Consider the following 23,760-nt stretch of genomic DNA (forward strand, 5'->3'; position numbering starts at 1 on the left):
AGGGAGGTCCTGACAGAAGGGGACGACCGCCGGTGTCGACACCGTTCTACGTCTCGCCTCAGCAGGCCATGGCGGACCGCGCGGAGTACGCCCGCAAGGGCATCGCGCGCGGCCGTAGCGTGGTCGTGCTCACCTACGCCGACGGCATCGTCTTCGTCGCCGAGAACACCTCGCGGGCCCTGCACAAGGTGTCCGAGATCTACGACAAGATCGCCTTCGCGGCCGTCGGCCGCTACAACGAGTTCGAGAACCTGCGCATCGGCGGCGTCCGCTACGCCGACCTGCGCGGCTACTCCTACGACCGGGCCGACGTGACGGCCCGGGGCCTGGCCAACGTCTACGCCCAGACGCTGGGCACCATCTTCTCCTCGGTGGGGGAGAAGCCCTACGAGGTCGAACTGATCGTCGCGGAGGTCGGCAGGACCCCCGACGACGACCAGATCTACCGCCTCACCCCCGACGGTTCGGTGGTGGACGAGCAGAACAGCGTCGTGGTCGGCGGCAACGCCGACTCCATCGGCAACTACCTGGGGCAGCGCCACCAGGTCGGGCTGAGCCTCACCGAGGCCCTCAGGCTGGCCGTGGACTCGCTCGCCAGGGACCCGAACGGCGGCTCCCCGCGCACCCTGACGCCCGAGCAGCTGGAGGTCGCGGTCCTCGACCGCCAGCGGTTCCAGCAGCGCAAGTTCAAGCGGATCCTCGGCAGCCAGCTCGGCCGGCTGCTCGACGGGGACCAGTCCGCGGAGGCGGACGACGAGGACAAGCCGGCGGCGACGTCGGAGTAATCCTCGTGAGTGAATCCCGTACGGCCGGCCGCACGGCCGTACGGGATTCCGTGCCCCTACGGTGAATCGACGTCACATCCATGGTCGGACCAGGCCGGTCGTGAACGGATTGCCACCGTGGAGGCGGTTTCGGACAGCTCCAATCAGAGAATGGATGCCTCATGGACCGCCGAATTTTCGGGCTGGAGAACGAGTACGGCGTCACGTGCACGTTTCGGGGACAACGACGTCTGTCTCCGGACGAGGTGGCCAGGTACCTCTTCCGCCGCGTAGTTTCCTGGGGCCGCAGCAGCAATGTCTTCCTGCGCAACGGTGCACGGCTCTACCTCGACGTCGGATCGCACCCCGAGTACGCCACCCCCGAGTGCGACGAGGTCACCGAACTGGTGACGCACGACAAGGCGGGCGAGCGCATCCTCGAAGGCCTCCTGGTGGACGCCGAACGGCGGCTGCACGAGGAGGGCATCGCCGGCGACGTGTACCTCTTCAAGAACAACACCGACTCCGCCGGGAACTCCTACGGCTGCCACGAGAACTACCTCGTCGCCCGGCACGGCGAGTTCTCCCGCCTCGCGGACGTGCTGATCCCGTTCCTGGTGACCCGCCAGCTGATCTGCGGCGCCGGCAAGGTGCTGCAGACCCCGCGCGGCGCGGTCTACTGCGTCAGCCAGCGGGCCGAGCACATCTGGGAGGGCGTCAGCTCGGCGACCACCCGGTCCCGCCCGATCATCAACACCAGGGACGAGCCGCACGCCGACGCCGAGCGCTACCGCCGGCTGCACGTCATCGTCGGCGACTCGAACATGTCGGAGACCACCACCCTGCTCAAGGTGGGCGCCACCGACCTGGTGCTGCGCCTGATCGAGGCCGGCGTGGTGATGCGCGACCTGACGCTGGAGAACCCGATCCGGGCGATCCGCGAGGTCAGCCACGACCTGACCGGCACCCACCAGGTCCGGCTCGCCAACGGCCGGGAGGCCAGCGCGCTGGACATCCAGGAGGAGTACTACTCCAAGGCGCTGGAGTTCGCGGACCGCAAGGGCATCAACACCGGGACGATCGCCCGGGTGCTGGAGCTCTGGGGCCGCACCCTGGAGGCCGTCCGCACCGAGGACCTCGCGAAGGTCGGCAACGAGATCGACTGGATCATGAAGTACCGGCTGATCGAGCGGTACCGCGAGAAGCACCAGATGAGCATGTCCAACCCCCGGGTGGCGCAGATCGACCTCGCCTACCACGACATCCACCGCCGCCGCGGCCTCTTCTACCTGCTGCAGGGCAAGGGCCAGGCCGAGCGGGTGACCACGGACCTCAAGACCTTCGAGGCCAAGTCCGTCCCGCCGCAGACCACCCGGGCCCGGCTGCGCGGCGACTTCATCCGCCGCGCGCAGGAGCAGCGCCGCGACTTCACCGTCGACTGGGTGCACCTGAAGCTGAACGACCAGGCGCAGCGCACCGTCCTGTGCAAGGACCCGTTCCGTTCGGTGGACGAGCGGGTGGAGAAGCTGATCGCCGGCATGTGACCCGGACGGCCCGGACGGCCCGCACCCCCTTCGCAGGGGGTGCGGGCCGTCCGGTGCGCAGGGCCCGGGGCCGGCCGGCGGGAGCGGTCCGGGAGCCCCCGCGCGAGGTGTGACGTGGGGCGGTGCGCCCGTGTCGCCTACCGGGGCGGGGCGTGGTCTCGGCATACGCTGTCGGAGGATGTCCGAACAGCTGCACTTGACCGACAGTTAGGAACACCGTGCGTCGCACCGCCGGGTTGCTCGTAGTCCTGCCCCTGACGCTGCTGCTGGCCTGCAGCAGCAGCTCCAAGGCGCCGGCCGAGGTGTCGCCCTCGGCGTCGAGTGCCGCGCCGACGGTGCCGGCGCCGGTGGACGAGGCGGCGCCGATGCCGACCGTCGAGGGGTCCTTCGGCAGCAAGGCCGTGATCACGATCCCGGCCGGGCAGCCCAGCGGTCAGTTCGTGATCAAGACGCTCAGCGAGGGCGACCGCCAGACGGTGAGCAAGGGCGACTGGGTGACGGTCAACTACTCCGCCAAGGACTGGACGACCGGCAAGGAGCTGAAGAGCTCCTACGACGCCGACGGCAAGCCGCAGCTCTTCCAGGCGGGCAGCGGCCAGCTGGTGCCGGCCTTCGACCAGGCCGTGGTCGGGAAGAAGGTCGGCAGCCGGATCCTGGTGGTGGCCCCGCCGGCCGCCGCCTTCGGGGACCAGGGCAACACCACGCTTGGCGTGGCGCCGGGCGACACCGTGGTGTTCGTGCTGGACATCACCGAGGCCCTGCCGCAGGACTCCACCCTCTCCGGGACGATGACCCAGGCCCCGCCGACCTCGCCGCAGGTGAAGGACAACGGCAAGGCCGCCCCGACGATCACCATCCCGCCCGGCCAGGCGCCGCCCACCGACCTCCAGCAGTTCGTGCTGATCAAGGGCGAGGGCAAGCAGGTGCAGACCGGCCAGACCCTGGTGGTCCAGTACACCGGGGTGCTGTGGAGCAACGGCCAGCAGTTCGACTCCTCGTGGAGCCACGGCGGCGCCCAGGCCCTCCAGGTCGGGACCAAGAGCCTGATCGAGGGCTGGGACAAGGGCCTGGTCGGCCAGACCGTCGGCAGCCGGGTGATGCTCGTGGTGCCGCCCGCCCTGGGGTACAAGGACCAGGCGCAGGGCGCGGTGCCGGCGAACTCGACGCTGGTGTTCGTGATCGACATCCTGGAGGCGGTCTGACCGTACGGGTCGCTCGGCTCGTACGCTTGGCGGGCGCTCGTACACCAGACGCGCCCGTCCTCATACTGACCTGTCATACTGCTGCCCTCCCGCACTGTGGTGGCCAGGGCTTCCGGGTGCGGCGGCAGTACGGCAGGATCTCGGCGATCAGCAAGCCGGCCGGTAGGCCTCGAAGACCTGGTGAGATGGATGGGGAGTCATGTCTGAGAAAGCGTCGAGCCCGGGTGGGCCCGGCACCGCGAACGGCTCCGCCGGCGACCCGACGGACTCGCGTCCGGGCGGGCCGCTGCCCGGCGACGGCGAGTCGATCGTGGTTCCGCCGTCGATCCTGAAGCAGCAGGCCGGCTGGGGCAGCCCCGGTGACGCGCCGCGGCCGAAGACCGGCACCGCGACGGACGAGGCCCCGCAGATCTTCGCCTCGAACGTGCGCCGCCAGGACACCTCCGAGGCCGGGTACTACGAGAACCCGCCCAGCGTGGGCAAGCTCGGCCTGATCCTGGGCACCGTGCTGGCCGTGCTGCTGGCCGGCAGCGCGGTGACGCTCTACCTGGTGAACCGCGACGGCAAGTCCTCGGCCGCCTCCACCCCGGTGGACGCCGCGCCGACGGCCGCCCCGACGCCCACCGCCGACCCGGTGCCGCCGATCAAGGACAGCGCCAAGGTGCTGCCGACGGTCACCGGCGACTTCGGCAAGAAGGCGGTCATCACCACGCCCGCCGAGGCCGCCGACGGCACCTTCGTGGTCAAGGTCCTCTCCGAGGGCAGCGGCCCGGTCGTCGAGAAGAACTCCTGGACCTCGGTCGACTACACCGCCAAGGACTGGACCACCGGCAAGGACATCCCCAGCTCGTACGACGAGAAGGGCAAGCCGCAGATCTTCCAGGCCGGCACCGACGCGCTGATCCCGGCGCTCGACCAGGCCGTCGTCGGCAAGAAGGCCGGCAGCCGGGTCCTGGTGGTGGCACCGCCGGCCGCCGCCTTCGGCGCCCAGGGCAACACCAGCATGTCGATCGGCGCGAAGGACAACCTGGTCTTCGTGATCGACATCCAGCGGGTGAACGCCCCCGACGCGGTGGTCAGCGGCACCGTCACCCCGCCGCCCGCGGACTTCCCGCAGGTGAAGGACAACGGCAAGAAGGCCGCCGAGATCACCCCGGTCAAGGGCGCGGCCGAGCCGACCGAGCTCAAGAGCCACGTGCTGATCCAGGGCACCGGCCCCAAGGTCGAGTCGGGCGAGAAGGTCCTCGTCCAGTACACCGGCGCGCTGTGGAAGGACGGCAAGAAGTTCGACTCCTCGCTCGACAAGGGCCAGGCGTTCTCCTTCTCCGTCGGCGGCGGCCAGGTCATCGAGGGCTGGGACAAGGGCCTGCAGGGCGTGGCCGTCGGCAGCCGGGTCGAGCTGGTGATCCCCGCCTCGCTCGGCTACAAGGACCAGGCGCAGGGTGACATTCCGGCCAACTCCACCCTGGTCTTCGTGGTCGACGTGCTCGACGCCGGTGTGGGCTGACCCGCCTTCGGGTGACAATGGGACGTGAATGACCTTCGAGCGGGGCCGCGTGGCCTGCGCTCGGGCGGGCGGCGGGCGCCCGTACCGTGGTTCCGGAAGGAACAGCGGTGCGGGTACCTGCCGCTCCGTCATGTACGTAACGATCCGTGAGAAGAGGCAGTTGTGAGCAAGCCCGAGATCGACTTCCCCGTTGGCGACCCGCCCACCGAGCTGCAGATCCGTGACATCACGGTCGGCGACGGTGCCGAGGCCAAGTCGGGCCAGGTCGTCGAGGTGCACTACGTCGGTGTCGCGTTCAGCACCGGCGAGGAGTTCGACGCGAGCTGGAACCGTGGCTCGTCGTTCAAGTTCCCGCTCGGTGGCGGCCGCGTCATCAAGGGCTGGGACCAGGGCGTCGTCGGCATGAAGGTCGGTGGCCGGCGCGAGCTGACCATCCCCGCGCACCTCGCCTACGGCAACCAGTCGCCGACCCCGGCCATCAAGCCGGGCGAGACGCTGATCTTCGTCGTCGACCTGCTCGGCGTCTGATCCGTACCGCCCGGTCCGTGCCGGCCGAGCGTCGTCGGACGATCGGCACCGCTTGACCCGGGCGGCCCCGCGAGGCGGCCGTCCCGAGGGCCGCACCCCGCAAGCCGGGGGTGCGGCCCTCGGTGCTGCCCGTGGCGGACGGCGCGGCCCCGGTGGGACCCGACCCGCCTCGGCTTTCGCCGACGGTGGCGGTACCGGTACGGTCGGGGCGCCGGGTACACGGATTCCCGGCGGGCGCAACCCCGCGCGCGGCGCGGCACACCGGAAGGGTCAGCGATGGCGATCGCCAAGGCAGAGCGGCTGATGAATCTCGCCCTGTGCCTGATGAACACCAGACGGCCGCTCTCCAAGAAGGAGCTGCGGGAGTCCGTCGAGGCCTACCGCGAGGCGTGGCAGAACGGCAGCGAGGACGCCTTCAACCGGATGTTCGAGCGGGACAAGGACGACCTGCGCGAACTGGGCCTGGTCATCGACGTGGACGAGAACTCGCTGGACGGCGAACTCGGCTACCTCGCCCGCGCCGACCGCAACCGGCTGCCCGAGATCGCGCTCGACGCCGAGGAGGCCGCGGCGCTGACCCTGGTCGCCCGGGTGTGGCAGCAGGCCAAGATGTCCGGCGCGGCCAGCGGCGCCCTGCAGAAGCTGCGCGCGGCCGGCGTCCCCTTCGCCGAGACCGGGACGCACAGCGCCCTGGAGCCGCGGATCCCCGCCCGCGAGGCCGCCTTCGAACCGCTGCTGACCGCCGCCCGGGACCGCCGGCCGGTCACCTTCGAGTACCGCAAGGCCGGCGCCGGCGCCCCCGAGCAGCGGGCCGTCGAGCCGTGGGCCCTGGAGTGCTGGCGCGGTCACTGGTACCTGGCCGGCTGGGACCGCGACCGCCAGGACGCCCGGGTGTTCCGGCTGAGCCGGATCACCGGCAAGGTCCGCTCCCGCTCCGGCGCCTTCACCGGGGCCGTCCCCGAGCACGTGGACGTCCGGGCGTACGTCGCCACCTTCGCCGGCGAGGGCGCCACCGCCACCGCCACCGTCCGGCTGCGCCGCGGGGCCGGCTTCCCGCTGCGCACCAAGGCGCTGGGCACCCGCCGGGTGGACGAGACCTGGGACGAGCTGGAGATCCCGTACGGCTACGGGCTGGGCGCCCACCTCGCCGAGTTCGGCCCCGACCTGGTGGTGCTGGGCCCGGACGACCTGCGGGCCGACGTCATCGACCGGCTGCGCGCGGTGGCCGGACTGGAAGCGACCGCGGCCGTGAGCCTGACCGGCGCCGCGACCGAGGGAGCACAGGCATGAGCAACGCCATCGACCAGACCCGCCGGATGCTCTCCCTGGTCACCTACCTGCGCGAGCGCCCCGGCGCCGAGGTGGCCGAGGTGGCCCGCGCCTTCGGGATCAGCGAGCGCGAGCTGATCGGCGACCTCAACGTGCTGCCGATGTGCGGCACCAGCTTCCGCGGCGGCGACCTGCTGGACATCGACACCGACGGTGACCGGATCTGGTGGCACAACGTCGACGACGTGGCCCAGCCGCTGCGCCTCGCCGCCGACGAGGCCACCGCACTGCTGGTCGCCGCGCGGGCGGTGGCCGGGCTGCCGGGCCTGCGCGAGCGCGACCGGGAGGCCCTCACCCGGGCCGTCGCCAAGATCGAGAACGCGGCGGGGGACAGCGCCGAGGGCAGCGCCCGGGTCGGCGTCACCTTCGAGGCCGAGAGCCACGTCTTCGCCGACATCGACCGGGCGCTCAGCGAGGGCCGCCGGCTCTGGCTGCGCTACTACTCGCACGGCCGCGGCGGGATGACCGAGCGCGAGGTCGACCCGATCCGCCTGGTCACCGAGGGCCACACCTACCTGGAGGCCTGGTGCCGGGTCTCCGAGGACCGGCGGATGTTCCGGCTCGACCGGGTGGCCGAGATCAAGGTGCTGGACACCCCCTCCGACCCGCCGCGGCTGGAGCCCCGGGACCTCTCCGGCGGACTGGTGAACCCCTCCGCCGACGATCCCGAGGTGGTGGTCGAGGTCGGCCCCGGCGGGCGCTGGGTGGCCGAGTACTACACCCACGACTCGGCGCAGGAGCTGCCCGACGGCGGACTGCGGATCACCCTGCGCAGCGCCGACCCGTCCGGTCTGCGCCCGCTCGCGCTGCGGCTCGGCCGCGACGGCCGGATCGTCTCACCGCCCGAGCTCGCGGAGCAGGCCGCGGCGGCCGCCCTGGAGGCGCTGGCGGGATACCCCGAAGGGCGGGCCTGACGGTGGAGCCGGACACCAGGTTCAAGGTCTACTGCTCGGACTGCCGGGAGAAGGTGGAGCTGCCCACGGAGGCGTTCCGGCTGACCCTCGGCCGGACCCCGGCGCAGTCGTACTACAGCTTCAGCTGCCCGTCCTGCGGGGCGGGGGTCCGCAAGCCCGCGGGTGAGAAGATCGTCGAGGCGCTGACCCGGGCCGGCGTGCGCACCATGCGGCTGGTCCCGGCGGAGGGGTGACGCGGGGGCGTGCGGGCCAGGGCCTAGGCTTGGCGTCATGTCGTGGACCCTCGTCGCCGTCGTCCTGCTCGCCACCGCCGGGCTGCTGGTGCTCGGCCTGCTCGCCGGGCGGCTCTGGCTGGATGTGAAGGTGCTGGCCCGCGAGGTGGACACCGCGTCCAGGGCACTCGCCGAGGCCGCCGGCGACCTGGCCGGGGCGTCCCGGGCGGGCTGAGTCTTCACCTGCTCGTGGCCCGGGGGACTGCTCGGGCGGCGGGCGGCGGGTTACCCTCTGACCGTGGCTCCCGACCTTCCGGCGGGACCCCTCCCCGACAGTGCGCGGCGGCGATCCCGCCGCCGCGAGAAGAAGGTGGCCGAGCATGCGGATCTCGCCGATCGCGATCCTGGTGGTCGTGGTCCTCGCAATTCTGCTCTTCGGTGCCAAGCGGCTGCCGGACCTGGCACGCTCGCTGGGCCAGTCGATGCGGATCCTGAAGAGCGAGACCAAGGCCATGCGCGCCGAGGGGGGTGAGGCCGCGGCCCCCGCGCCGCAGGACGCCCCGCCGCCGAAGACCATCAAGGCCGCCCCGGGTGCCCCCGGACCGTCGCGGCCGGTGGCGGGGGAGCAGCCGACGCAGGAGACCACGCAGCCGCGATGAGCCGGCGCGCGACCAGCGGAGCCCGCCGTCCGGCGGGCTTCGACGCACAAGTTGAGGACCGGGGTTGAGCAAGTCTTCCAAGGCGCTGAAGGCGCCCAAGGACTCCGAGGGGCGGATGGCCCTCGCCGACCACCTTCGCGAGCTGCGGAACCGGGTGGTGAAGTCGGTCCTGGCGATCGTGGTCCTCACGATCGTCGCGCTGATCTACCACAAGCAGATCGAGACCTTCCTGCTGAAGCCGCTGCCGCAGTGCACCGTGGAGACGGCGGCGCAGTACAAGGGCAAGTGCGCGCAGGTCTCCAACATCGGTCTCACCTCGGGCTTCACCTGGATGCTGCAGGTGGCCCTGACGGCCGGTGTGGTCGGGGCGGTGCCGGTCTGGCTGTACCAGGTGTGGGCGTTCGTGGTGCCCGGGCTGCACAAGCACGAGCGCAAGTACACGATGATCTTCATGGCCTGCGGCGCCCCGCTGTTCGTCGCCGGTGCCGTCTGCGCCTTCCTGCTGCTGCCGACCACGGTCGAGGTGCTGATCTCGTTCACCCCGAACGGCACGACCCCGATCCTGCCGCCGAACGACTACTTCAACATCGCCACCCGGATGGTGCTGGTCTTCGGCTTCGCGTTCGAGTTCCCGCTGCTGCTGGTGATGCTCAACCTCATCGGCATGGTCAGCGGCCGGCGGCTGCTCGGCTGGTGGCGCGGCATGATCATGGGCATCACGGTGTTCGCTGCCTTCGCGACGCCCAGCGCGGACCCGCTGAGCATGCTGGCGCTGGCCGCGCCGATCTGGGCGCTGTACTTCGTCGCCGTGGGTGTCGCGATGCTCAACGACCGCCGCAGGTCCCGTCGCAACCCGGACGCCGGGCTGGACGACGAGGAGGCTTCGGCGCTGGACCTCTCGGTGGACGCCGTCGCCCTGCCGGGCCCGGTGGAGGCCTCGGCCACCCCGCTGGCCGGCGCCCCGGTGCCCGCCGCCCGCCGGGAGCAGCTGGACGACATCACCTGATCCGCCCGGGTCAGTCCGCCGGAGCCCCGGCCCGCCGTCACCGGCGGGCCGGGGCTCTCGCGTGTCCGGCGGCGTCGGCGCCCTGGGGGCGGGCCCGCGCGGCGACGGCGGGGCACCCTTGGCAGCAGGCGGGCAATGTGACATATTACTGAGGTGAAGAGAGCCTCCCTGGACGTCGTCGTGGTCGGCGCCGGAGTCGTCGGCGCCGCCTGCGCCTACTACGCGACCCTGGCCGGCCTGCGGGTCGCCGTCGTCGACCGCGGACCGGTCGCCGGCGGCACCACCGGCGCCGGTGAGGGCAACCTGCTGGTCTCCGACAAGGAGCCCGGCCCCGAACTCGACCTCGCCCTGCTCAGCACCCGGCTCTGGCGCGAACTCGCCGAGAGCCTCGGCCCCGCCGTCGAGTACGAGCCCAAGGGCGGTCTGGTGGTCGCCGCCGACCAGCGCCGGCAGGACGCGCTGCGGGCCTTCGCCGCCGGGCAGACCGCGGCCGGGGTGGAGGCCGTCGAAGTCCCCGCCGACGCCCTTCGGGAGCTCGAACCGCACCTCGCCCCCGGCCTGGCCGGCGGCTTCCACTACCCGCAGGACGCGCAGGTCCAGCCCGCTCTGGCGGCGGCCCACCTGCTGCGCGCCGCCCGCGAGGCCGGCGCCGAACTGCGGCTCGGCGAGAGCGTCCGGGCGGTGCGCACCGGGCCGGCCGGCGAGGTGCGCGGCGTCGCCACCGACCGGGGCGAACTGTGCGCCCCCGCCGTCGTCAACGCGGCCGGCACCTGGGGCGGCGAGCTGGCGGCCCTGGCCGGCGTGACACTCCCGGTGCTGCCCCGGCGGGGCTTCGTCCTGGTCACCGAACCGCTGCCGCGGATCGTCCGGCACAAGGTCTACGCCGCCGACTACGTCGCGGACGTCGCCAGCGGATCGGCCGCCCTGCAGACCTCGGCCGTGGTCGAGGGCACACCCGCCGGGCCGGTGCTGATCGGCGCCAGCCGCGAGCGGGTCGGGTTCGACCGGACCCTCTCGGTCGAGGTGCTGCGGCGGCTGGCCGCGCAGGCGGCGCGGCTGTTCCCGGTGCTCGCCGACGTGTCGGTGCTGCGCGCCTACCGGGGCTTCCGCCCCTACCTGCCCGACCACCTGCCGGCCGTCGGCGCCGACCCCCGGGTGCCCGGGCTGCACCACGCGTGCGGCCACGAGGGCGCGGGCATCGGCCTGGCACCGGCCACCGGTCTGCTGATCAGCCGCCAGCTGACCGGCGAGCCGCCCGGGTTCGACCTCGCGCCGTTCCGGCCCGACCGCTTCCCCGGGGCGACCTGAGCCGGCGCCCTCCTCCCTGGACGGCCCGCTTGCGCGTGCCGCCCGTACGCCCTCTTGAACGCCCGCCCGCACCCGACCGGAACGGAAGTCCGCCGTGCGCCGAACCCCCGCCGCCCTGGTCAGGGCCGAGCCGCAGCCCGCCCACACGATCGAGTTCGACGGCCGTCCGGTCCCCGCCCTGCCCGGGCAGAGCATCGCCGCCGCCCTCTGGGCCGAAGGCATCCTCGCCTGGCGCACCACCCGGGTCGGCGGCCGGCCGCGCGGCGCCTTCTGCGGCATCGGCGTCTGCTTCGACTGCCTGGCCACCGTCAACGGCCGCCCCAACCAGCGCACCTGCCTGCTGCCGGCCGGCCCGGGCGACACCGTCACCACCCAGGAGGGCCACGGCCGTGCCGACCTCGCCGTCTGACCCCGCCGCGGGCTACGACCTCGCCGTGATCGGGGCCGGCCCCGCCGGGCTCGCCGCCGCCGTCACCGCGGCCGACCTCGGCCTGCGCTGCGCCCTGCTCGACGCCGGGCCCCGCACCGGAGGCCAGTACTACCGGCATCCGGCGCCCGGCCTCGGTGCCACCCGCCCCGGGCGGCTGCACCACGGCTGGCGGCGCTACACCGCCCTGGCCGCCCGGCTCGCCGCGCACACCCTGGCCGGCCGGGTCGACCACCTCGCCGAGCACCACGTCTGGACGGCCGAACGGGCCGGCGGCTGGCTGCTGCACGCCACCGTGGGCCCGGCGGCGGAGCGGCGCGCGAGCGTCCGGGCCCGGGCCGTGCTGCTCGCCACCGGCGCGTACGAGCGGCAGCTGCCCTTCCCCGGCTGGACCCTGCCGGGGGTGGTCACGGCCGGCGGCGCGCAGGCGATGCTCAAGTCCGGCCTGGTGCTGCCCGGCCGGCGGATCGTGCTGGCCGGCAGCGGGCCGCTGCTGCTGGCGGCGGCCTCCTCGCTGGTCGGCGCCGGGGCCGAGGTGCCGGTGGTGGCGGAGGCCGCCGACTACCTGGGCTACGCGCGCCGGCCGGGGGTGCCGGCCGCCGTGCCCGGCAAGCTGGCCGAGGGGGCGGTGCACGCCGCCGCACTGCTGCGCCACCGGGTACGGCTGCTGCGCCGTACGGCGGTGGTGGAGGCGCACGGCACCGACCGGGTCACCGGCGTCACGCTGGCCCGGCTGGACCGGGACTGGCGGCCGCTGCCGGGCACCGGGCGGCGGATCGCCTGCGACGCGCTGGCGGTCGGCCACGGCCTGCTGCCGCAGATCGAACTGGCCACCGAGCTGGGGGCCGAGACCCGCCGCACGCCCGACGGCGCCTTCGCGCTGAGGGTGGACGCCCGCCAGCGCACCAGCCTGCCCGGGCTCTGGGCGGCCGGCGAGACCTGCGGGGTCGGCGGGGCGGATCTCGCCCTGGCCGAGGGGGAGCTGGCCGCGTACGCGGTCGCCGGCCGCTCCCCGGCGGCGGGGCTGACGGGCCGCCGGGCCCGGCTGCGGGCCTTCGCCGAGCTGATGGCCGCCGCGCACCGGCCCGGCCCGGGCTGGCCGGGCTGGCTGCGGCCGGACACCGAGGTCTGCCGCTGCGAGGAGGTCACGGCCGGGCGGATCGGCGAGGCGGTGGACGCGCTCGGCGCGGGCGACGCCCGTACGGTCAAGCTGCTGACCAGGGCCGGGATGGGCTGGTGCCAGGGCCGGATGTGCGGCTCCGCGGTGGCCTGCCTGGCGGGCGGCCCGGCGGCCGGGCCGGACAGCCGTCCGCTGGCGGTGCCGGTGCCGCTCGGGCAGCTCGGACGGTTCGGGCAGCCCGCTGGTCCTGGGCGGTCGGCAGGCCCGCAGCGCTGAGACCCGCCGCGGCGGGCCCTTGTCACCGACTGCGTCCGCTAATAAAATGTCACACCTCACCAAGGAGTAATGCCGTGTCCAACACCCCGCACGACACCGCCCGCCCCTGGCGCGGAATCATGGTCGCCACCACGACCCCGCTGCGCGCCGACCTCTCCGTCGACTACGACGCCTACGCCGAGCACGTGCGCCGGCTGATCGACGCCGGCTGCGACGGCGTCGTCCCCAACGGCTCGCTCGGCGAGTACCAGACCCTCACCGCCGAGGAGCGGGCCCGGATCGTCACCACCGCCGTGGAGGCGGCCGGCGACGGGGCCCGGGTGATGCCGGGCGTCGCCGCGTACGGCAGCGCGGAGTCCCGCCGCTGGACGGAGCAGGCCGCCGAGGCCGGCGCCGGGTCCGTCCTGCTGCTGCCGCCCAACGCCTACCGGGCCGACCACGCCACCGTCCGGGCCCACTACGCCGAGGTGGCCGCCGCCGGCCTGCCGGTGGTCGCGTACAACAACCCGTTCGACACCAAGGTCGACCTGGTGCCCGCCCTGCTGGCCCAACTGCACGGCGAGGGCTCGATCGTGGCCGTCAAGGAGTTCAGCGGCGACGTCCGGCGGGCCTACGAGATCGCCGAACTGGCCCCCGGCCTCGACCTGCTGATCGGCGCCGACGACGTGCTGCTGGAGCTCGCCCTGGCCGGCGCCGTCGGCTGGATCGCGGGCTACCCCAACGCCCTCCCCGAGGCCTCGGTGGCGCTCTACCGGGCCGCGCTGGCCCAGGACCTGGAGACCGCGCTGTCGCTCTACAAGGCCCTGCACCCGCTGCTGCGCTGGGACTCCAGGACGGAGTTCGTCCAGGCCATCAAGCTCTCCATGGACATCGCCGGACTGCCCGGCGGCCCGACCCGCCCCCCGCGCGGACCGCTCCCGCCGGAGACCGAGGCCGCCGTCCGCGCCGCCACCGAGAAGGCCCTCGCCGAGGGGCTCGCCTGACCGGCGACGGTCCCGCAGGACCCACGGGCCGGCTGCGACGGCAGCCGGCCCGGCGCCCGCCCACCCTCACCCCCACGGGAGCCCACCCATGCGCAGCCGCCACGTCTTCCACGCCGTCGACTCCCACACCGAGGGCATGCCGACCCGGGTCGTCACCGGCGGGTTCGGCGTCGTCCCCGGCGCCACCATGGCCGAGCGCCGGGTCCACTTCCAGCAGCACCTCGACCACTTCCGCACCCTGCTGATGTACGAGCCGCGCGGCCACGCCGCGATGAGCGGCGCCGTGCTGCAGCCGCCCACCCGGCCGGACGCCGACTTCGGGGTGCTCTTCATCGAGGTCTCCGGGCTGCTGCCGATGTGCGGGCACGGCACCATCGGCGTCGCCACGGTCCTGGTCGAGACCGGCATGGTCGAGGTGGTCGAGCCGGTCACCACCGTCCGCCTGGACACCCCCGCCGGGCTGGTCGTCGCCGAGGTGCGGGTCGAGGACGGCGCCGCCGTCGCCGTGACGATCCGCAACGTCCCCTCGTACGCCGTCGCGCTCGACCGCAAGGCCGAGGTGCCCGGGTACGGCACCGTCGGCTACGACCTCGCCTACGGCGGCAACTTCTACGCCGTGCTGCCGCTCGCCGAGTTCGGGCTGCCCTTCGAGCGCGAGCGCAAGGACGACATCCTGGCGGCCGGGCTCGCCCTGATGGACGTCATCAACGCGGAGCCGCCCGTCCACCCGGAGGACCCGTCGATCCGGGGCTGCCACCACGTCCAGCTGCTCGCCCCCGGCTCCACCGCCGAGCACTCCCGGCACGCGATGGCCATCCACCCCGGCTGGTTCGACCGCTCGCCGTGCGGCACCGGCACCTCGGCCCGGATGGCCCAGCTGCACGCCCGCGGCGAACTGCCGATCGGCCGGGACTTCCGCAACGACTCCTTCATCGGCACCAGCTTCACCGGCCGCCTGGTCGCCGAGACCACCGTGGCCGGCCGGCCCGCGGTGGTGCCCACCGTCACCGGCCGGGCCTGGATCACCGGGACCGCCCAGTACTTCCTCGACCCGAGCGATCCCTTCCCCGCCGGGTTCCTGCTCTGAGCTCCGCCCCGGCCGCCGCCACCCGGCCCCAGCCCCGAAAGGCCCCGTCGTGACCGTCACCTCCCGCAACCCCGCCGACCCCGCCGACCTGGTGATCAGCGTCCCGGCCCCGGGCGCCCCGGGCGTCGCGGCCGCCGCCGCCCGGGCCCGCGCGACCCAGCCCGACTGGGCGGCGGCCGGCGCCGCCGCCCGCTCCGCCGCCCTCACCCGGGCGGCCGAGGCCGTCGAGGCGCACGCGGACGAGCTCACCGCGCTGATCGTCCGGGAGGTCGGCAAGCCGGCCGCCGAGGCCCGCGGCGAGGTCGCCAGGACCGCCGCGATCTGGCGCTACTACGCCCAGACGCCGTACGCGCCCACCGGCGCCGTGCACGAGCCGGCCGCCGGCCGGGGGCTGCTGCTCACCCGGCGCCGCCCCTACGGCGTGGCCGGGCTGATCACCCCGTGGAACTTCCCGCTGGCGATCCCCGTCTGGAAGGCCGCCCCCGCGCTCGCGGCCGGGAACACCGTGCTGCTCAAGCCCGCGCCCGAGGCCACCGCCTGCGCCCTGCGGCTGGCCGAACTGGCCGGCCTGCCCGCGGGGGTGCTGACGGTGGTACCGGGCGGCGCCGAGGAGGGCGAGGCGCTGGTCCGGGCCGCCGACGTGGTCTCGTTCACCGGCTCCACCGCGGTCGGCCGGGCCGTGGTGCACGCCGCCACCGAGCGCGGCGTCCCCGTCCAGGCCGAGCTGGGCGGGCTGAACTCCGCCCTGGTGCTGCCCGACGCCGACATCGAGCAGGCCGCCACCCACCTGGCGGCCGCGATCGCCGGGTACGCGGGCCAGAAGTGCACCGCCACCAGCCGGGTGATCGCGGTCGGTGCCGCCTACGGGCCGCTGCGCGAGGCGCTCACCAAGGCGCTCACCGCCCTCGCCGGGCCGGCCGCGCTGGAGAGCCTCTGCGGCCCGCTCATCTCGGCCGCCGCCCGGGAGCGGCTGACCGGTGCGATCGGCTCGGCCAGGGAGCAGGGCGCCACCGTGCTGGCCGGCGCCGGAGTCCCGGAACGGGACGGCTGGTACCTCGAACCCGCCCTGCTGGCGGACGTGCCGGCCGGGCACCCGCTGCGCACCGAGGAGTTCTTCGGCCCGGTCGCGGTCCTGCTGCCCGCCGCCGACCTCGACGAGGCCCTGGCGCTGGCCAACGACACCCGGCACAGCCTCGCCACCTCCGTCCACACCCGGGACCTCGACACCGCGCTGGCCGCCGCCGACCGGCTGGAGGCCGGCATGATCCGGATCAACGCCCCCTCCAGCGGCGTCGACTTCCACCTGCCGTTCGGCGGCACCGGCGCCGCGATCCACGGCGACCGCGAGCAGGGCCAGGCGGCCCTGGACTTCTACACCGTCGGCCGGACCGTCACCCTGCTCCCGGCGGAGGCCGCCTGATGGCCGGGCAGGATCCCCGGGACCCCCTCGCCGGCCCGGTCGAGGCCGTCGACTACCACTGCGCGGGGGAGCCGTTCCGGATCGTCACCGCGGGCCTGCCGGCCGTGCCCGGTGACAGCGTCGCCGAACGCCGCGCCTTCGCGCTCGGCCCCGGCGGTGCGGGGACGCCCCGGCCCGGTCCGCTTGACACCGTCCGGCAGCTGCTCGGCCGCGAGCCGCGCGGCCACGCCGGCATGTACGGCGGCTTCATCGTGCCGCCGGACGACGAGGGGGCCCACCTGGGCGTGCTCTTCTGGCACAAGGACGGCTACTCGACCGCCTGCGGGCACGGCACCATCGCGCTCGGCGCCTGGGCCGTCGACTCCGGTCTGGTGCCGGCCCCCGCGGACGGGCGGGTCGCGGTCCGGATCGACGTGCCCTCCGGGCGGGTCACCGCCACCGTCCACCGTGCGGCCGGCCGCACCACCGCGGTCACCTTCCACAACGTGCCGGCCCTGGTCACCGCCGCGAAGCTGCCGGTCACCACCTCGCGCGGGACCGTCGAGGTCTCGGTGGCCCACGCCGGCGCCTGCTACGCGGCCGTCCCGGCGGCCGCCCTCGGCCTCGCCGTCACCCCCGCCCTGCTGCCCGAACTCACCGCCGCCGGCCGGGAGATCCGCGCCGCGCTGGCCGGCGCGGAGGCCACCCGGCACCCGGGCGACCCGCGGCTGTCCGGCGTCTACGGCGTGATCCTCTTCGACGAGCTGCCCGACACCCCGGCCGGCCCCGCGCAGCGCAACGTCACCGTCTTCGCGGACGGCCAGATCGACCGCTCCCCGTGCGGCTCCGGCACGTCCGCGCGGCTGGCAGTGCTCGCCGCCGAGGGCCGGATCGCGCCGGGGGAGGAGTTGCGCCACGAATCGGTGATCGGCACGGTGTTCACAGGGCGCCTCGCCGGCGACCACCCGGACGGCCTGCTCACCGAGGTCACCGGCACCGCCCACCGCACCGGCGAGCACCGCTTCGTCCTGGACCCGCACGACTCTCTCGGAACCGGATTCCTGCTGCCATGACCGACCGCCGATGACCGCCCGCCGCCCCACCGCGCCGCTGACCCCGACCGCCCCGCTGACCCCGGCCGAGGCCGCCGACGCGATCGAACGGGTGCTGGCCGAGGGGCTCGACCCCGAGGAGTGCCCGCCCCGGACCGGCCTGCCCGTCCCGGCCGGCGAGCTGCTGCTGATGCCCGCGGCCTCGGCCGCCTACGCGGGCGTCAAGATCGCGGGTGTCGCCCCGGCCAACCCGGCCCGCGGGCTGCCCCGGATCACCGGCAGCTACCTGCTGCTGGACGGGCCCACCCTGCAACCGCTGGCGCTGTACGACGGCGCGGCCCTCACCGCGCTGCGCACCCCCGCCGTCACCGCCGTCGCGCTGCGCCGGCTCGCCGTCCCGCAGGCGGCGCACCTCGTCCTGTTCGGCGCCGGACCGCAGGCCTACGGGCACCTGGACGCGGTGCTGGCGATCCGCCCGCTGACCCGGGTCACCGTGGTCGCCCGCAGCGCGGGGCCGGCCGAGGCGCTGGTCCGGTACGCGCGGGAGCGCGGCCCGGCCGCCGCCACCGGGACGCCGGAGGCGGTCGCCGAGGCGGACGTGGTGGTCTGCTGCACCACGGCGCGCACGCCCCTGTTCGACGGCGCGCTGGTGCCGGCGCACGCCGCCGTCGCGGCGGTCGGCTCCCACGAGCCGGACGCCCGGGAGGTGGACACCGCGCTGGTCAGCCGGTCGGAGCTGTACGTGGAGGCGCGCGCGGCGGCCGGGCGGGAGGCCGGCGACCTGCTGCTGGCGGGGCCGGCCGCCGGGTCGCCGCACAACCTGGCCGAGCTGGTGAACGGGAAGGCCCCGGTGCCGGCCGGCCGGCCGCGCTTCTTCAAGAGCGTCGGCCAGGCCTGGGAGGACCTGGCGGTGGCGGCCGAGATGTACCGGCGCGGGGGCGCGGCCTGACGTCCCGTTCCGGCCGGGGCGTTGTGGCGGGCGGCGGGCGCTGCCACGATGGGGGCGCGCGGCGGGCCGCCCGGCGCGGATGCTGGAATGTTGTACAACGCACGTAACGTGACATTGTACAATGGTGGCCTGCGACCAGCCGGAGGAACACCATGGCCGACCTCAAACCCCGCAACCTGATCTCCGTCCAGGAGCGGCTGCGCGACCAGGTCGCCCACGCCCTGCGAGCCGCCCTGATCTCCGGCGAACTGCGCCCCGGCGTCGTCTACTCGGCCCCCGCGCTCGCCGCCGACTTCGGCGTCTCCGCCACCCCCGTCCGCGAGGCCATGCTGGACCTGGCCCGCGAGGGGCTGGTCGAGGCCGTCCGCAACAAGGGGTTCCGGGTCACCGAACTCACCGAGGGCGACCTCGACGACTTCACCGAGATCCGCGCCCTGATCGAGGTGCCGACCGTCGGCCGGGTCACCCGCTCGGCCACCCCGGAGCAGCTGGAGCGGCTGCGCCCGGCCGCCCAGGCCATCGTCGACGCCGCGGGCCGGCACGACCTGATCGGCTACCTGGAGGCCGACCGCCGGTTCCACCTGGACCTGCTCGGCCTGGCCGGCAACGCCCGGTTGGTCGAGGTGGTCGGCGACCTCCGCAAGAGATCCCGCCTCTACGGCCTCACCCGCCTCGACGCCCGCGGCGAGCTGGTCTCCTCCGCCGAGGAGCACCTGGAACTGCTCGACCTGATGATCTCCGGCGACGCCGACGCCGCCGAGGAGTGCATGTCCCGCCACCTCGGCCACGTCCGCTCGCTCTGGGCCGAGGGCCGCGCGGACGCCGAGGAGGAGCGCCCCGCGCTGCGGCTCCGGGCGCGCTGACGGCACTCGTCCGGGTGAAGCCGGCCGTGCGGCCCCGCGGCGGCCGGTGCGTCCTACGATGATGGTCCCGACATCGGCAGCCAGGACGAACTCCATTCCGCCGCAGCAGTGGAACAGCCCTTCGGGCCGCCGACGCTGCTCGAAGCGGCTGACCTGATCTCCGAGCAGCTGGTCGGGTACCGGGTCGAGATCATCGGGAGCCAGATCGCGGCGACGCCGCCCCCGAATGCTCCTCACAGCCGGTCGCTGACCGACATCATGGTCCCGTTTCTGGCAGCCGGTCTTCATGGCGAGGAGACACAGGTGCTCCAGGGCATCGGGCTCCGGTTGCCGAACGGCCCGTCCGACTACGCCGTTCCGGACCTGGCTGTGGTGGACGGGGACATCGACGAGCACTACGCCGACAACAACTGCTGCGACCCGGGCGTGTTCCGTCTGGTCCTGGAGGTGACCTCCTCCAACCACGACTACGACTTGAAGATCAAGCCCACGGCCTACGCCGGCGCCGGTGTCCCGGTGTACGTGGTCGTCGACCGGAAGTACCGGAAGGTCCGGGTGCTCACCGATCCCTCGGACGGCGAGTACCGCCTCCACGCGGTGCACCACCCCGGGCAGAGCTTCGAACTGCCGGCCTCCGTCGGCGCGCCGGTGACGCTCTCCGTCGACACCGTGCTCGGCCCCGAGAAGTAGCACAGCCCAGGACGTCCCCGGCCGGCGGACCGGCCGGGGACGCCGGCGTCAGATCCGGGCCGGCACGGTCAGCCGCCCGTCGTGCACCTCGGCGACCTGGTCGACGGCGGTCAGGTGGGTCCGGTCGTGGGTGACCAGCACGGTGGCGGTGGCCCGGCGGTGGGTGAGGCCGGTGATCAGGTCGATCACCGCCGCGCCGCGTTCGTGGTCCAGGGCGCTGGTCGGCTCGTCCACCAGCAGCACGGTCGGGTCGTTCATCAGGGCCCGGGCGATGTTCACCCGCTGGCGCTGCCCGCCGGAGAGCTGGTGCGGACGCCGGCCGGCGAGATCCGGCAGGCCGACCGCCGCCAGCAGCTCCAGCGCGCGGGCGCGGGCGGCGCGCGGGGAGCGGCCGTCCAGGTGGGCCATCACCTGGAGCTGCTCGGCGGCGGTCAGCGAGGGCAGCAGGTTCGGCTGCTGGAAGACGATGCCGATCCGCTGCCGGCGCAGGGTGCTCAGCCCGGCGCGGTCCAGGCCGCCGGTGTCCACGCCGTCCAGCACGACCCGCCCGCGGTCCGGGGCGATCAGGGTGGCGGCCACCGCCAGCAGGCTGGACTTCCCCGAGCCGGACGGGCCGACCACCGCGGTGACGGTGCCCGCCGGGACGTCCAGCGAGACGTCGTCGAGGGCGGTCAGCCGGCCGTCGCCGTCCGGGTAGGTGAGGGTGATGTTCGCGAGCTGCAGGCTCATCGGGCGCTCCCCAGGGCGGTCAGCGGGTCGACGGAGGTGATGCGGCGGATCGAGAGCCCGGCGCCGAGCGCGCCGAGGCCGGTCATCACGGCGGCGGGCACCAGCACCGTCGGCGCGTCCAGCACGAAGGGCACGGCGGAGCCGACGGCCGCGCCCACCCCGACCGCGATCGCGGTGCCCACGGCGGTGCCCGCCACCAGCAGCAGCACGGCCTGGCCGAGCGCGTCCCGCAGCAGGTAGCCGGTGGAGGCGCCGAGCGCCTTCAGGACGGCGACGTCCCCGCTGCGCTGGATCGTCCAGACGGTGAAGAAGGCGCCGACGACCAGGGCCGAGATGGCGAACAGGAAGCCCCGCATCAGCTGCAGCGAGCCGTTCTCGGAGGTGTAGGAGCCGATCGCGGCGAGCGAGTCGTCCGGGGTGAGTGCCTTGGTGGCGAAGCGGCGGTCGGCGTCGGCGAGGCCGTCGGCCGAGGAGAGCGACAGGGCGATCACCGTGGCGTGCTCGCCCGTGCCGGTGGCGGCGCCGGTGCCGGATCCGGGGGAGCCGGCTGCGGGTGGAGCGAGCAGCTGCCAGTCGGCCAGGCTGGTCCAGACGACCGGGAGGTGGCTGAACGCGGCGTCGCCCGAGACGGCGGCGACGGTCAGCTCACGGCCCGCCAGGGCCAGCGTCGAGCCGGCCCGGACGTCCAGGTCCTTCGCGGCGGACGCGGACAGCACCACCCGGCCCGGGGCGAGCAGGTCGCCGCCCGGCGCCAGCGCCGAGCCGGCCGGGACCCCGAAGGCGGAGAGCGCGGCGGTACGCGCACCGGCGGTGGCCCTGGCGGTGCCGATGCCCAGCGGCTCGGCCGACCGTACGCCGGGGACGGCGGCCCAGCCGTCCCACTGCGCCGGGTTCACCTGCGAGTCCGTGAAGGAGAGTTTCTGCCCGTCGGCCGGGGCCGAGAAGACCAGCCGGTCGGCGGGCAGGCCGGTGATCGCGGAGATGTTCTGCCGGCCCAGTCCGGCGGTCAGGCCGGAGAGCAGGCCCACCAGCACGGTGATCAGTACGATGACGGTCCCCATCAGGGCGAACCGCCCCTTGGCGAACCCCAGGTCCCTCCGGGCGACGAACACGACGGGCCTTTCCCTCGGCAACGGGTTGACGCCCACCAATCTCGCCGCGGAGCCTGGGCTCCGGCATCGCACCGGGGATTGGATCCTCCGCATCGAAGGACACAACCGCAGGTCAACCTTTCGATTGATGCCGGGCCACCGCGCGGGCGCCTAGCCTGGAGGGATGGCGACCGACCGTTCACTCACCCCCGTCGCCGCCGTGCTCCGGATCTGTCTGCACCTGCTGGTGGCCGGCCTGCTCGCGCTGGCCGTCGCCCGCTCCACCGTCCACAGCTCCCGGCCGGCGGCCGTCATCGCCGCCGCCCTCGCGACGGGCGCCGTCTACGCGGCCGGCCCCCTGCTCGGCGCCGTCCGCCGCTCGCGGACCGGCTCGGTGCTCTGGCTCGGCGCGCTGACCGCGGCCTGGCTGGTCCTGCTGGCCCTCACCCAGGACGGCGTCTGGCTCGCCTTCCCGCTGTTCTTCCTCCAACTGCACCTGCTCGGGCGCCGCTCGGGGCTCGCCGCCGTGGCGCTCACCACGGCGGCCGCCGTCCTCGGCTTCAGCTGGCACCAGCACCGCTTCGACCTCGCGGCGGTCATCGGGCCGACCCTCGGCGCGGCCGTCGCCGTCGCCACCGTGCTCGGCTACCAGGCGCTCTACCAGGAGAGCGAGGAGCGCCGGCGGCTGATCGACGAGCTGAGCGCCGCCCGCGCCGACCTGGCCGCCGCCCACCACACCGCCGGCGTGCTGGCCGAGCGCGAGCGCCTGGCCCGGGAGATCCACGACACCCTGGCGCAGAGCCTGTCCAGCATCCAGTTGCTGCTGCGGGCCGCCGGCCGGGCGCTGCCCGACCGCACCGAGGCCGCCGCCGGTTACGTGGAGCAGGCCCGGCAGGCCGCGCAGGACAACCTCGCCGAAGCCCGCCGCTTCGTCCGCGCGCTCACCCCGCCGGACCTCGACGGCTCCTCGCTGCCCGCCGCGCTGGAGCGGCTCTGCGCCACCACCGCCGAGCACAGCGGCGTGCCCGTGCGGTTCCACCTCTCCGGCGACCCGGCGCCGCTGCCCGGGGCGCACGAGGTGGCGCTGCTGCGGATCGCCCAGTCGGCGCTGGCGAACACCGTCCGGCACGCCCGGGCCTCGCACGCGGAGGTCACCCTGAGCTACATGGACTCCGAGGTCGCCCTGGACGTCTTCGACGACGGCACCGGCTTCGACCCGGCCGCCGTGCCCGCGCCCGGTACCGGCGACGGAGGGTTCGGCCTGCCCGCCATGCGGGCCCGGGCCCGCGCCCTCGGCGGGACCTTCACCGTGGAGTCCGCCCCCGGCCAGGGCACCGCGCTGGCCGTCCTGCTGCCCGAACCGGCCGAGGAGGGCCCATGAGCGACCCCGTCCGTCCCGTCGTCCCGCCGGCCGGGCCCGGGGACGCCCCCGCCGCGCCGATCCGGCTGCTGCTCGCCGACGACCACCCGGTGGTGCGGGCCGGGCTGCGGGCCGTCCTGGAGGGCGAGCCGGACCTGGTGGTCGTCGCGGAGGCGGCCACCGCCGAGCAGGCCGTCCAGCTGGCCGCCCGGCCGGACGTCGACGTGGTGCTGATGGACCTCCAGTTCGGCCGGGGGATGAACGGCGCCCAGGCCACCGCCGCGATCACCGCCCGGCCGGGCGCCCCCCGGGTGCTGATCGTCACCACCTACGACACCGACGCCGACACGGTGCCCGCGCTGGAGGCGGGCGCCACCGGCTACCTGCTGAAGGACGCGCCGCCGGAGGAGCTGGCGCAGGCCGTCCGGGCCGCCGCCGCCGGCCGCTCCGCCCTGGCCGCCACGGTGGCCGACCGCCTGCTGGAGCGGATGCGCACGCCCTCGGCCGCGCTCAGCGCCCGGGAGACCGAAGTCCTGGGCCTGGTCGCCGCCGGGCTGACCAACCAGCAGGTCAGCCAGCAGCTGCACCTCAGCCAGGCGACCGTGAAGTCCCACCTGGTGCACATCTACACCAAGCTGGGGGTGGACTCCCGGACGGCCGCGGTGCGGGCGGCGACCACCCGCGGGCTGATCCGGCGCGGGGACCGCTGAGCCGCCGCCGGACGGCTCCGGACGGCCCGGACGGCTCCCGGACCGTCCGGC

General features: G+C 74.6%; 25 protein-coding genes. 23 read left to right on the forward strand and 2 right to left on the reverse strand.

Annotation, left to right across the window (positions count from 1 at the left end):
• The first annotated feature begins 32 nt into the window (after positions 1 to 32).
• From prcA to J2S46_RS32615, 21 genes are all read left to right on the forward strand, one after another.
• Positions 33 to 785 carry a proteasome subunit alpha gene (prcA, locus tag J2S46_RS32515; RefSeq protein WP_190212386.1) on the forward strand — a complete coding sequence of 251 codons (753 nt, stop codon included), beginning with the start codon at positions 33 to 35 and terminating at the stop codon, positions 783 to 785.
• A 161-nt stretch (positions 786 to 946) separates the two neighbouring features.
• Positions 947 to 2,308 carry a Pup--protein ligase gene (gene pafA / locus J2S46_RS32520; RefSeq protein WP_073921588.1) on the forward strand — a complete coding sequence of 454 codons (1,362 nt, stop codon included), beginning with the start codon at positions 947 to 949 and terminating at the stop codon, positions 2,306 to 2,308.
• A gap of 218 nt (positions 2,309 to 2,526) precedes the next feature.
• Complete coding sequence (locus J2S46_RS32525; protein ID WP_073921587.1) at positions 2,527 to 3,510, forward strand: FKBP-type peptidyl-prolyl cis-trans isomerase; 984 nt, start codon at positions 2,527 to 2,529, stop codon at positions 3,508 to 3,510.
• A 199-nt stretch (positions 3,511 to 3,709) separates the two neighbouring features.
• Positions 3,710 to 5,017, forward strand: a complete 1,308-nt coding sequence (locus tag J2S46_RS32530) for an FKBP-type peptidyl-prolyl cis-trans isomerase (protein ID WP_191288095.1) — start codon at positions 3,710 to 3,712, stop codon at positions 5,015 to 5,017.
• Between the two features lie 162 nt (positions 5,018 to 5,179).
• Complete coding sequence (locus tag J2S46_RS32535) at positions 5,180 to 5,545, forward strand: FKBP-type peptidyl-prolyl cis-trans isomerase (protein WP_073921586.1); 366 nt, start codon at positions 5,180 to 5,182, stop codon at positions 5,543 to 5,545.
• A 276-nt stretch (positions 5,546 to 5,821) separates the two neighbouring features.
• On the forward strand, positions 5,822 to 6,835 hold the full coding sequence (locus tag J2S46_RS32540) for a helix-turn-helix transcriptional regulator (RefSeq protein ID WP_191288096.1): 1,014 nt from the start codon (positions 5,822 to 5,824) through the stop codon (positions 6,833 to 6,835).
• On the forward strand, positions 6,832 to 7,788 hold the full coding sequence (locus J2S46_RS32545; RefSeq protein ID WP_073921584.1) for a helix-turn-helix transcriptional regulator: 957 nt from the start codon (positions 6,832 to 6,834) through the stop codon (positions 7,786 to 7,788). Before J2S46_RS32540 ends, J2S46_RS32545 begins: the two co-directional genes overlap by 4 nt.
• Before the next feature lie 2 nt (positions 7,789 to 7,790).
• Positions 7,791 to 8,021, forward strand: coding sequence for a hypothetical protein (locus tag J2S46_RS32550; RefSeq protein ID WP_191288097.1), 231 nt, complete (start codon positions 7,791 to 7,793; stop codon positions 8,019 to 8,021).
• Between the two features lie 37 nt (positions 8,022 to 8,058).
• Positions 8,059 to 8,235, forward strand: a complete 177-nt coding sequence (locus J2S46_RS32555; RefSeq protein ID WP_191288098.1) for a hypothetical protein — start codon at positions 8,059 to 8,061, stop codon at positions 8,233 to 8,235.
• A 145-nt stretch (positions 8,236 to 8,380) separates the two neighbouring features.
• Positions 8,381 to 8,659 carry a Sec-independent protein translocase subunit TatA gene (tatA, locus tag J2S46_RS32560; RefSeq protein WP_191288099.1) on the forward strand — a complete coding sequence of 93 codons (279 nt, stop codon included), beginning with the start codon at positions 8,381 to 8,383 and terminating at the stop codon, positions 8,657 to 8,659.
• Between the two features lie 115 nt (positions 8,660 to 8,774).
• Positions 8,775 to 9,665, forward strand: coding sequence for a twin-arginine translocase subunit TatC (gene tatC / locus J2S46_RS32565; protein ID WP_191288318.1), 891 nt, complete (start codon positions 8,775 to 8,777; stop codon positions 9,663 to 9,665).
• A gap of 153 nt (positions 9,666 to 9,818) precedes the next feature.
• Positions 9,819 to 10,973 (forward strand): NAD(P)/FAD-dependent oxidoreductase, encoded by a 1,155-nt coding sequence (locus tag J2S46_RS32570; protein WP_191288100.1) that lies wholly within the window; start codon positions 9,819 to 9,821, stop codon positions 10,971 to 10,973.
• A 94-nt stretch (positions 10,974 to 11,067) separates the two neighbouring features.
• Complete coding sequence (locus tag J2S46_RS32575; protein ID WP_190212395.1) at positions 11,068 to 11,382, forward strand: (2Fe-2S)-binding protein; 315 nt, start codon at positions 11,068 to 11,070, stop codon at positions 11,380 to 11,382.
• Positions 11,363 to 12,796, forward strand: coding sequence for an FAD/NAD(P)-dependent oxidoreductase (locus J2S46_RS32580; RefSeq protein ID WP_191288101.1), 1,434 nt, complete (start codon positions 11,363 to 11,365; stop codon positions 12,794 to 12,796). Before J2S46_RS32575 ends, J2S46_RS32580 begins: the two co-directional genes overlap by 20 nt.
• 119 nt (positions 12,797 to 12,915) lie before the next feature.
• Positions 12,916 to 13,779, forward strand: coding sequence for a dihydrodipicolinate synthase family protein (locus J2S46_RS32585; RefSeq protein ID WP_191288319.1), 864 nt, complete (start codon positions 12,916 to 12,918; stop codon positions 13,777 to 13,779).
• A gap of 88 nt (positions 13,780 to 13,867) precedes the next feature.
• Positions 13,868 to 14,866, forward strand: coding sequence for a proline racemase family protein (locus tag J2S46_RS32590; protein WP_073921578.1), 999 nt, complete (start codon positions 13,868 to 13,870; stop codon positions 14,864 to 14,866).
• A 49-nt stretch (positions 14,867 to 14,915) separates the two neighbouring features.
• Positions 14,916 to 16,286: an aldehyde dehydrogenase family protein gene (locus J2S46_RS32595; RefSeq protein WP_191288102.1), complete on the forward strand. Its 1,371-nt coding sequence runs from the start codon at positions 14,916 to 14,918 to the stop codon at positions 16,284 to 16,286.
• On the forward strand, positions 16,286 to 17,338 hold the full coding sequence (locus tag J2S46_RS32600) for a proline racemase family protein (protein WP_191288103.1): 1,053 nt from the start codon (positions 16,286 to 16,288) through the stop codon (positions 17,336 to 17,338). Before J2S46_RS32595 ends, J2S46_RS32600 begins: the two co-directional genes overlap by 1 nt.
• A gap of 10 nt (positions 17,339 to 17,348) precedes the next feature.
• A complete protein-coding gene (locus J2S46_RS32605) occupies positions 17,349 to 18,266 on the forward strand; it encodes an ornithine cyclodeaminase family protein (RefSeq protein WP_191288104.1) in 918 nt (305 codons plus the stop codon).
• A 152-nt stretch (positions 18,267 to 18,418) separates the two neighbouring features.
• Positions 18,419 to 19,129 (forward strand): GntR family transcriptional regulator, encoded by a 711-nt coding sequence (locus J2S46_RS32610; RefSeq protein WP_191288105.1) that lies wholly within the window; start codon positions 18,419 to 18,421, stop codon positions 19,127 to 19,129.
• Between the two features lie 108 nt (positions 19,130 to 19,237).
• The gene (locus J2S46_RS32615; protein ID WP_229912051.1) at positions 19,238 to 19,819 is read left to right on the forward strand and encodes a Uma2 family endonuclease; all 582 of its coding nucleotides are present in this window, start codon (positions 19,238 to 19,240) and stop codon (positions 19,817 to 19,819) included.
• A gap of 48 nt (positions 19,820 to 19,867) precedes the next feature.
• Here J2S46_RS32615 and J2S46_RS32620 read toward each other — a convergent pair whose 3' ends face one another.
• Together J2S46_RS32620 and J2S46_RS32625 are read right to left on the reverse strand one after the other, a co-directional pair.
• Entirely contained in the window at positions 19,868 to 20,548 is a 681-nt protein-coding gene (locus J2S46_RS32620; protein ID WP_191288106.1) for an ABC transporter ATP-binding protein, read from the reverse strand.
• A complete protein-coding gene (locus J2S46_RS32625; protein ID WP_191288107.1) occupies positions 20,545 to 21,660 on the reverse strand; it encodes an ABC transporter permease in 1,116 nt (371 codons plus the stop codon). Before J2S46_RS32625 ends, J2S46_RS32620 begins: the two co-directional genes overlap by 4 nt.
• A gap of 163 nt (positions 21,661 to 21,823) precedes the next feature.
• On the opposite strand from J2S46_RS32625, the gene J2S46_RS32630 reads away from it, so the two are divergent.
• Both J2S46_RS32630 and J2S46_RS32635 read left to right on the forward strand, forming a co-directional pair.
• Positions 21,824 to 23,020 carry a sensor histidine kinase gene (locus J2S46_RS32630; protein WP_191288108.1) on the forward strand — a complete coding sequence of 399 codons (1,197 nt, stop codon included), beginning with the start codon at positions 21,824 to 21,826 and terminating at the stop codon, positions 23,018 to 23,020.
• A complete protein-coding gene (locus tag J2S46_RS32635; RefSeq protein WP_191288109.1) occupies positions 23,017 to 23,709 on the forward strand; it encodes a response regulator in 693 nt (230 codons plus the stop codon). Before J2S46_RS32630 ends, J2S46_RS32635 begins: the two co-directional genes overlap by 4 nt.
• The last annotated feature ends 51 nt before the right edge of the window (positions 23,710 to 23,760 follow it).

It is taken from the genome of Kitasatospora herbaricolor, assembly GCF_030813695.1.
In the GTDB taxonomy this organism is placed as follows: Bacteria; Actinomycetota; Actinomycetes; order Streptomycetales; family Streptomycetaceae; genus Kitasatospora; species Kitasatospora herbaricolor.

Coding starts and splice junctions, on each gene's coding strand:
- pafA (WP_073921588.1), top strand. CDS start 947: ATGGACCGCCGAATTTTCGGGCTGGAGAACGAGTACGGCGTCACGTGC.
- J2S46_RS32530 (WP_191288095.1), top strand. CDS start 3,710: ATGTCTGAGAAAGCGTCGAGCCCGGGTGGGCCCGGCACCGCGAACGGC.
- J2S46_RS32540 (WP_191288096.1), top strand. CDS start 5,822: ATGGCGATCGCCAAGGCAGAGCGGCTGATGAATCTCGCCCTGTGCCTG.
- J2S46_RS32545 (WP_073921584.1), top strand. CDS start 6,832: ATGAGCAACGCCATCGACCAGACCCGCCGGATGCTCTCCCTGGTCACC.
- J2S46_RS32555 (WP_191288098.1), top strand. CDS start 8,059: ATGTCGTGGACCCTCGTCGCCGTCGTCCTGCTCGCCACCGCCGGGCTG.
- tatA (WP_191288099.1), top strand. CDS start 8,381: ATGCGGATCTCGCCGATCGCGATCCTGGTGGTCGTGGTCCTCGCAATT.
- tatC (WP_191288318.1), top strand. CDS start 8,775: ATGGCCCTCGCCGACCACCTTCGCGAGCTGCGGAACCGGGTGGTGAAG.
- J2S46_RS32585 (WP_191288319.1), top strand. CDS start 12,916: ATGGTCGCCACCACGACCCCGCTGCGCGCCGACCTCTCCGTCGACTAC.
- J2S46_RS32590 (WP_073921578.1), top strand. CDS start 13,868: ATGCGCAGCCGCCACGTCTTCCACGCCGTCGACTCCCACACCGAGGGC.
- J2S46_RS32600 (WP_191288103.1), top strand. CDS start 16,286: ATGGCCGGGCAGGATCCCCGGGACCCCCTCGCCGGCCCGGTCGAGGCC.
- J2S46_RS32605 (WP_191288104.1), top strand. CDS start 17,349: ATGACCGCCCGCCGCCCCACCGCGCCGCTGACCCCGACCGCCCCGCTG.
- J2S46_RS32610 (WP_191288105.1), top strand. CDS start 18,419: ATGGCCGACCTCAAACCCCGCAACCTGATCTCCGTCCAGGAGCGGCTG.
- J2S46_RS32620 (WP_191288106.1), bottom strand. CDS start 20,548: ATGAGCCTGCAGCTCGCGAACATCACCCTCACCTACCCGGACGGCGAC.
- J2S46_RS32630 (WP_191288108.1), top strand. CDS start 21,824: ATGGCGACCGACCGTTCACTCACCCCCGTCGCCGCCGTGCTCCGGATC.
- J2S46_RS32635 (WP_191288109.1), top strand. CDS start 23,017: ATGAGCGACCCCGTCCGTCCCGTCGTCCCGCCGGCCGGGCCCGGGGAC.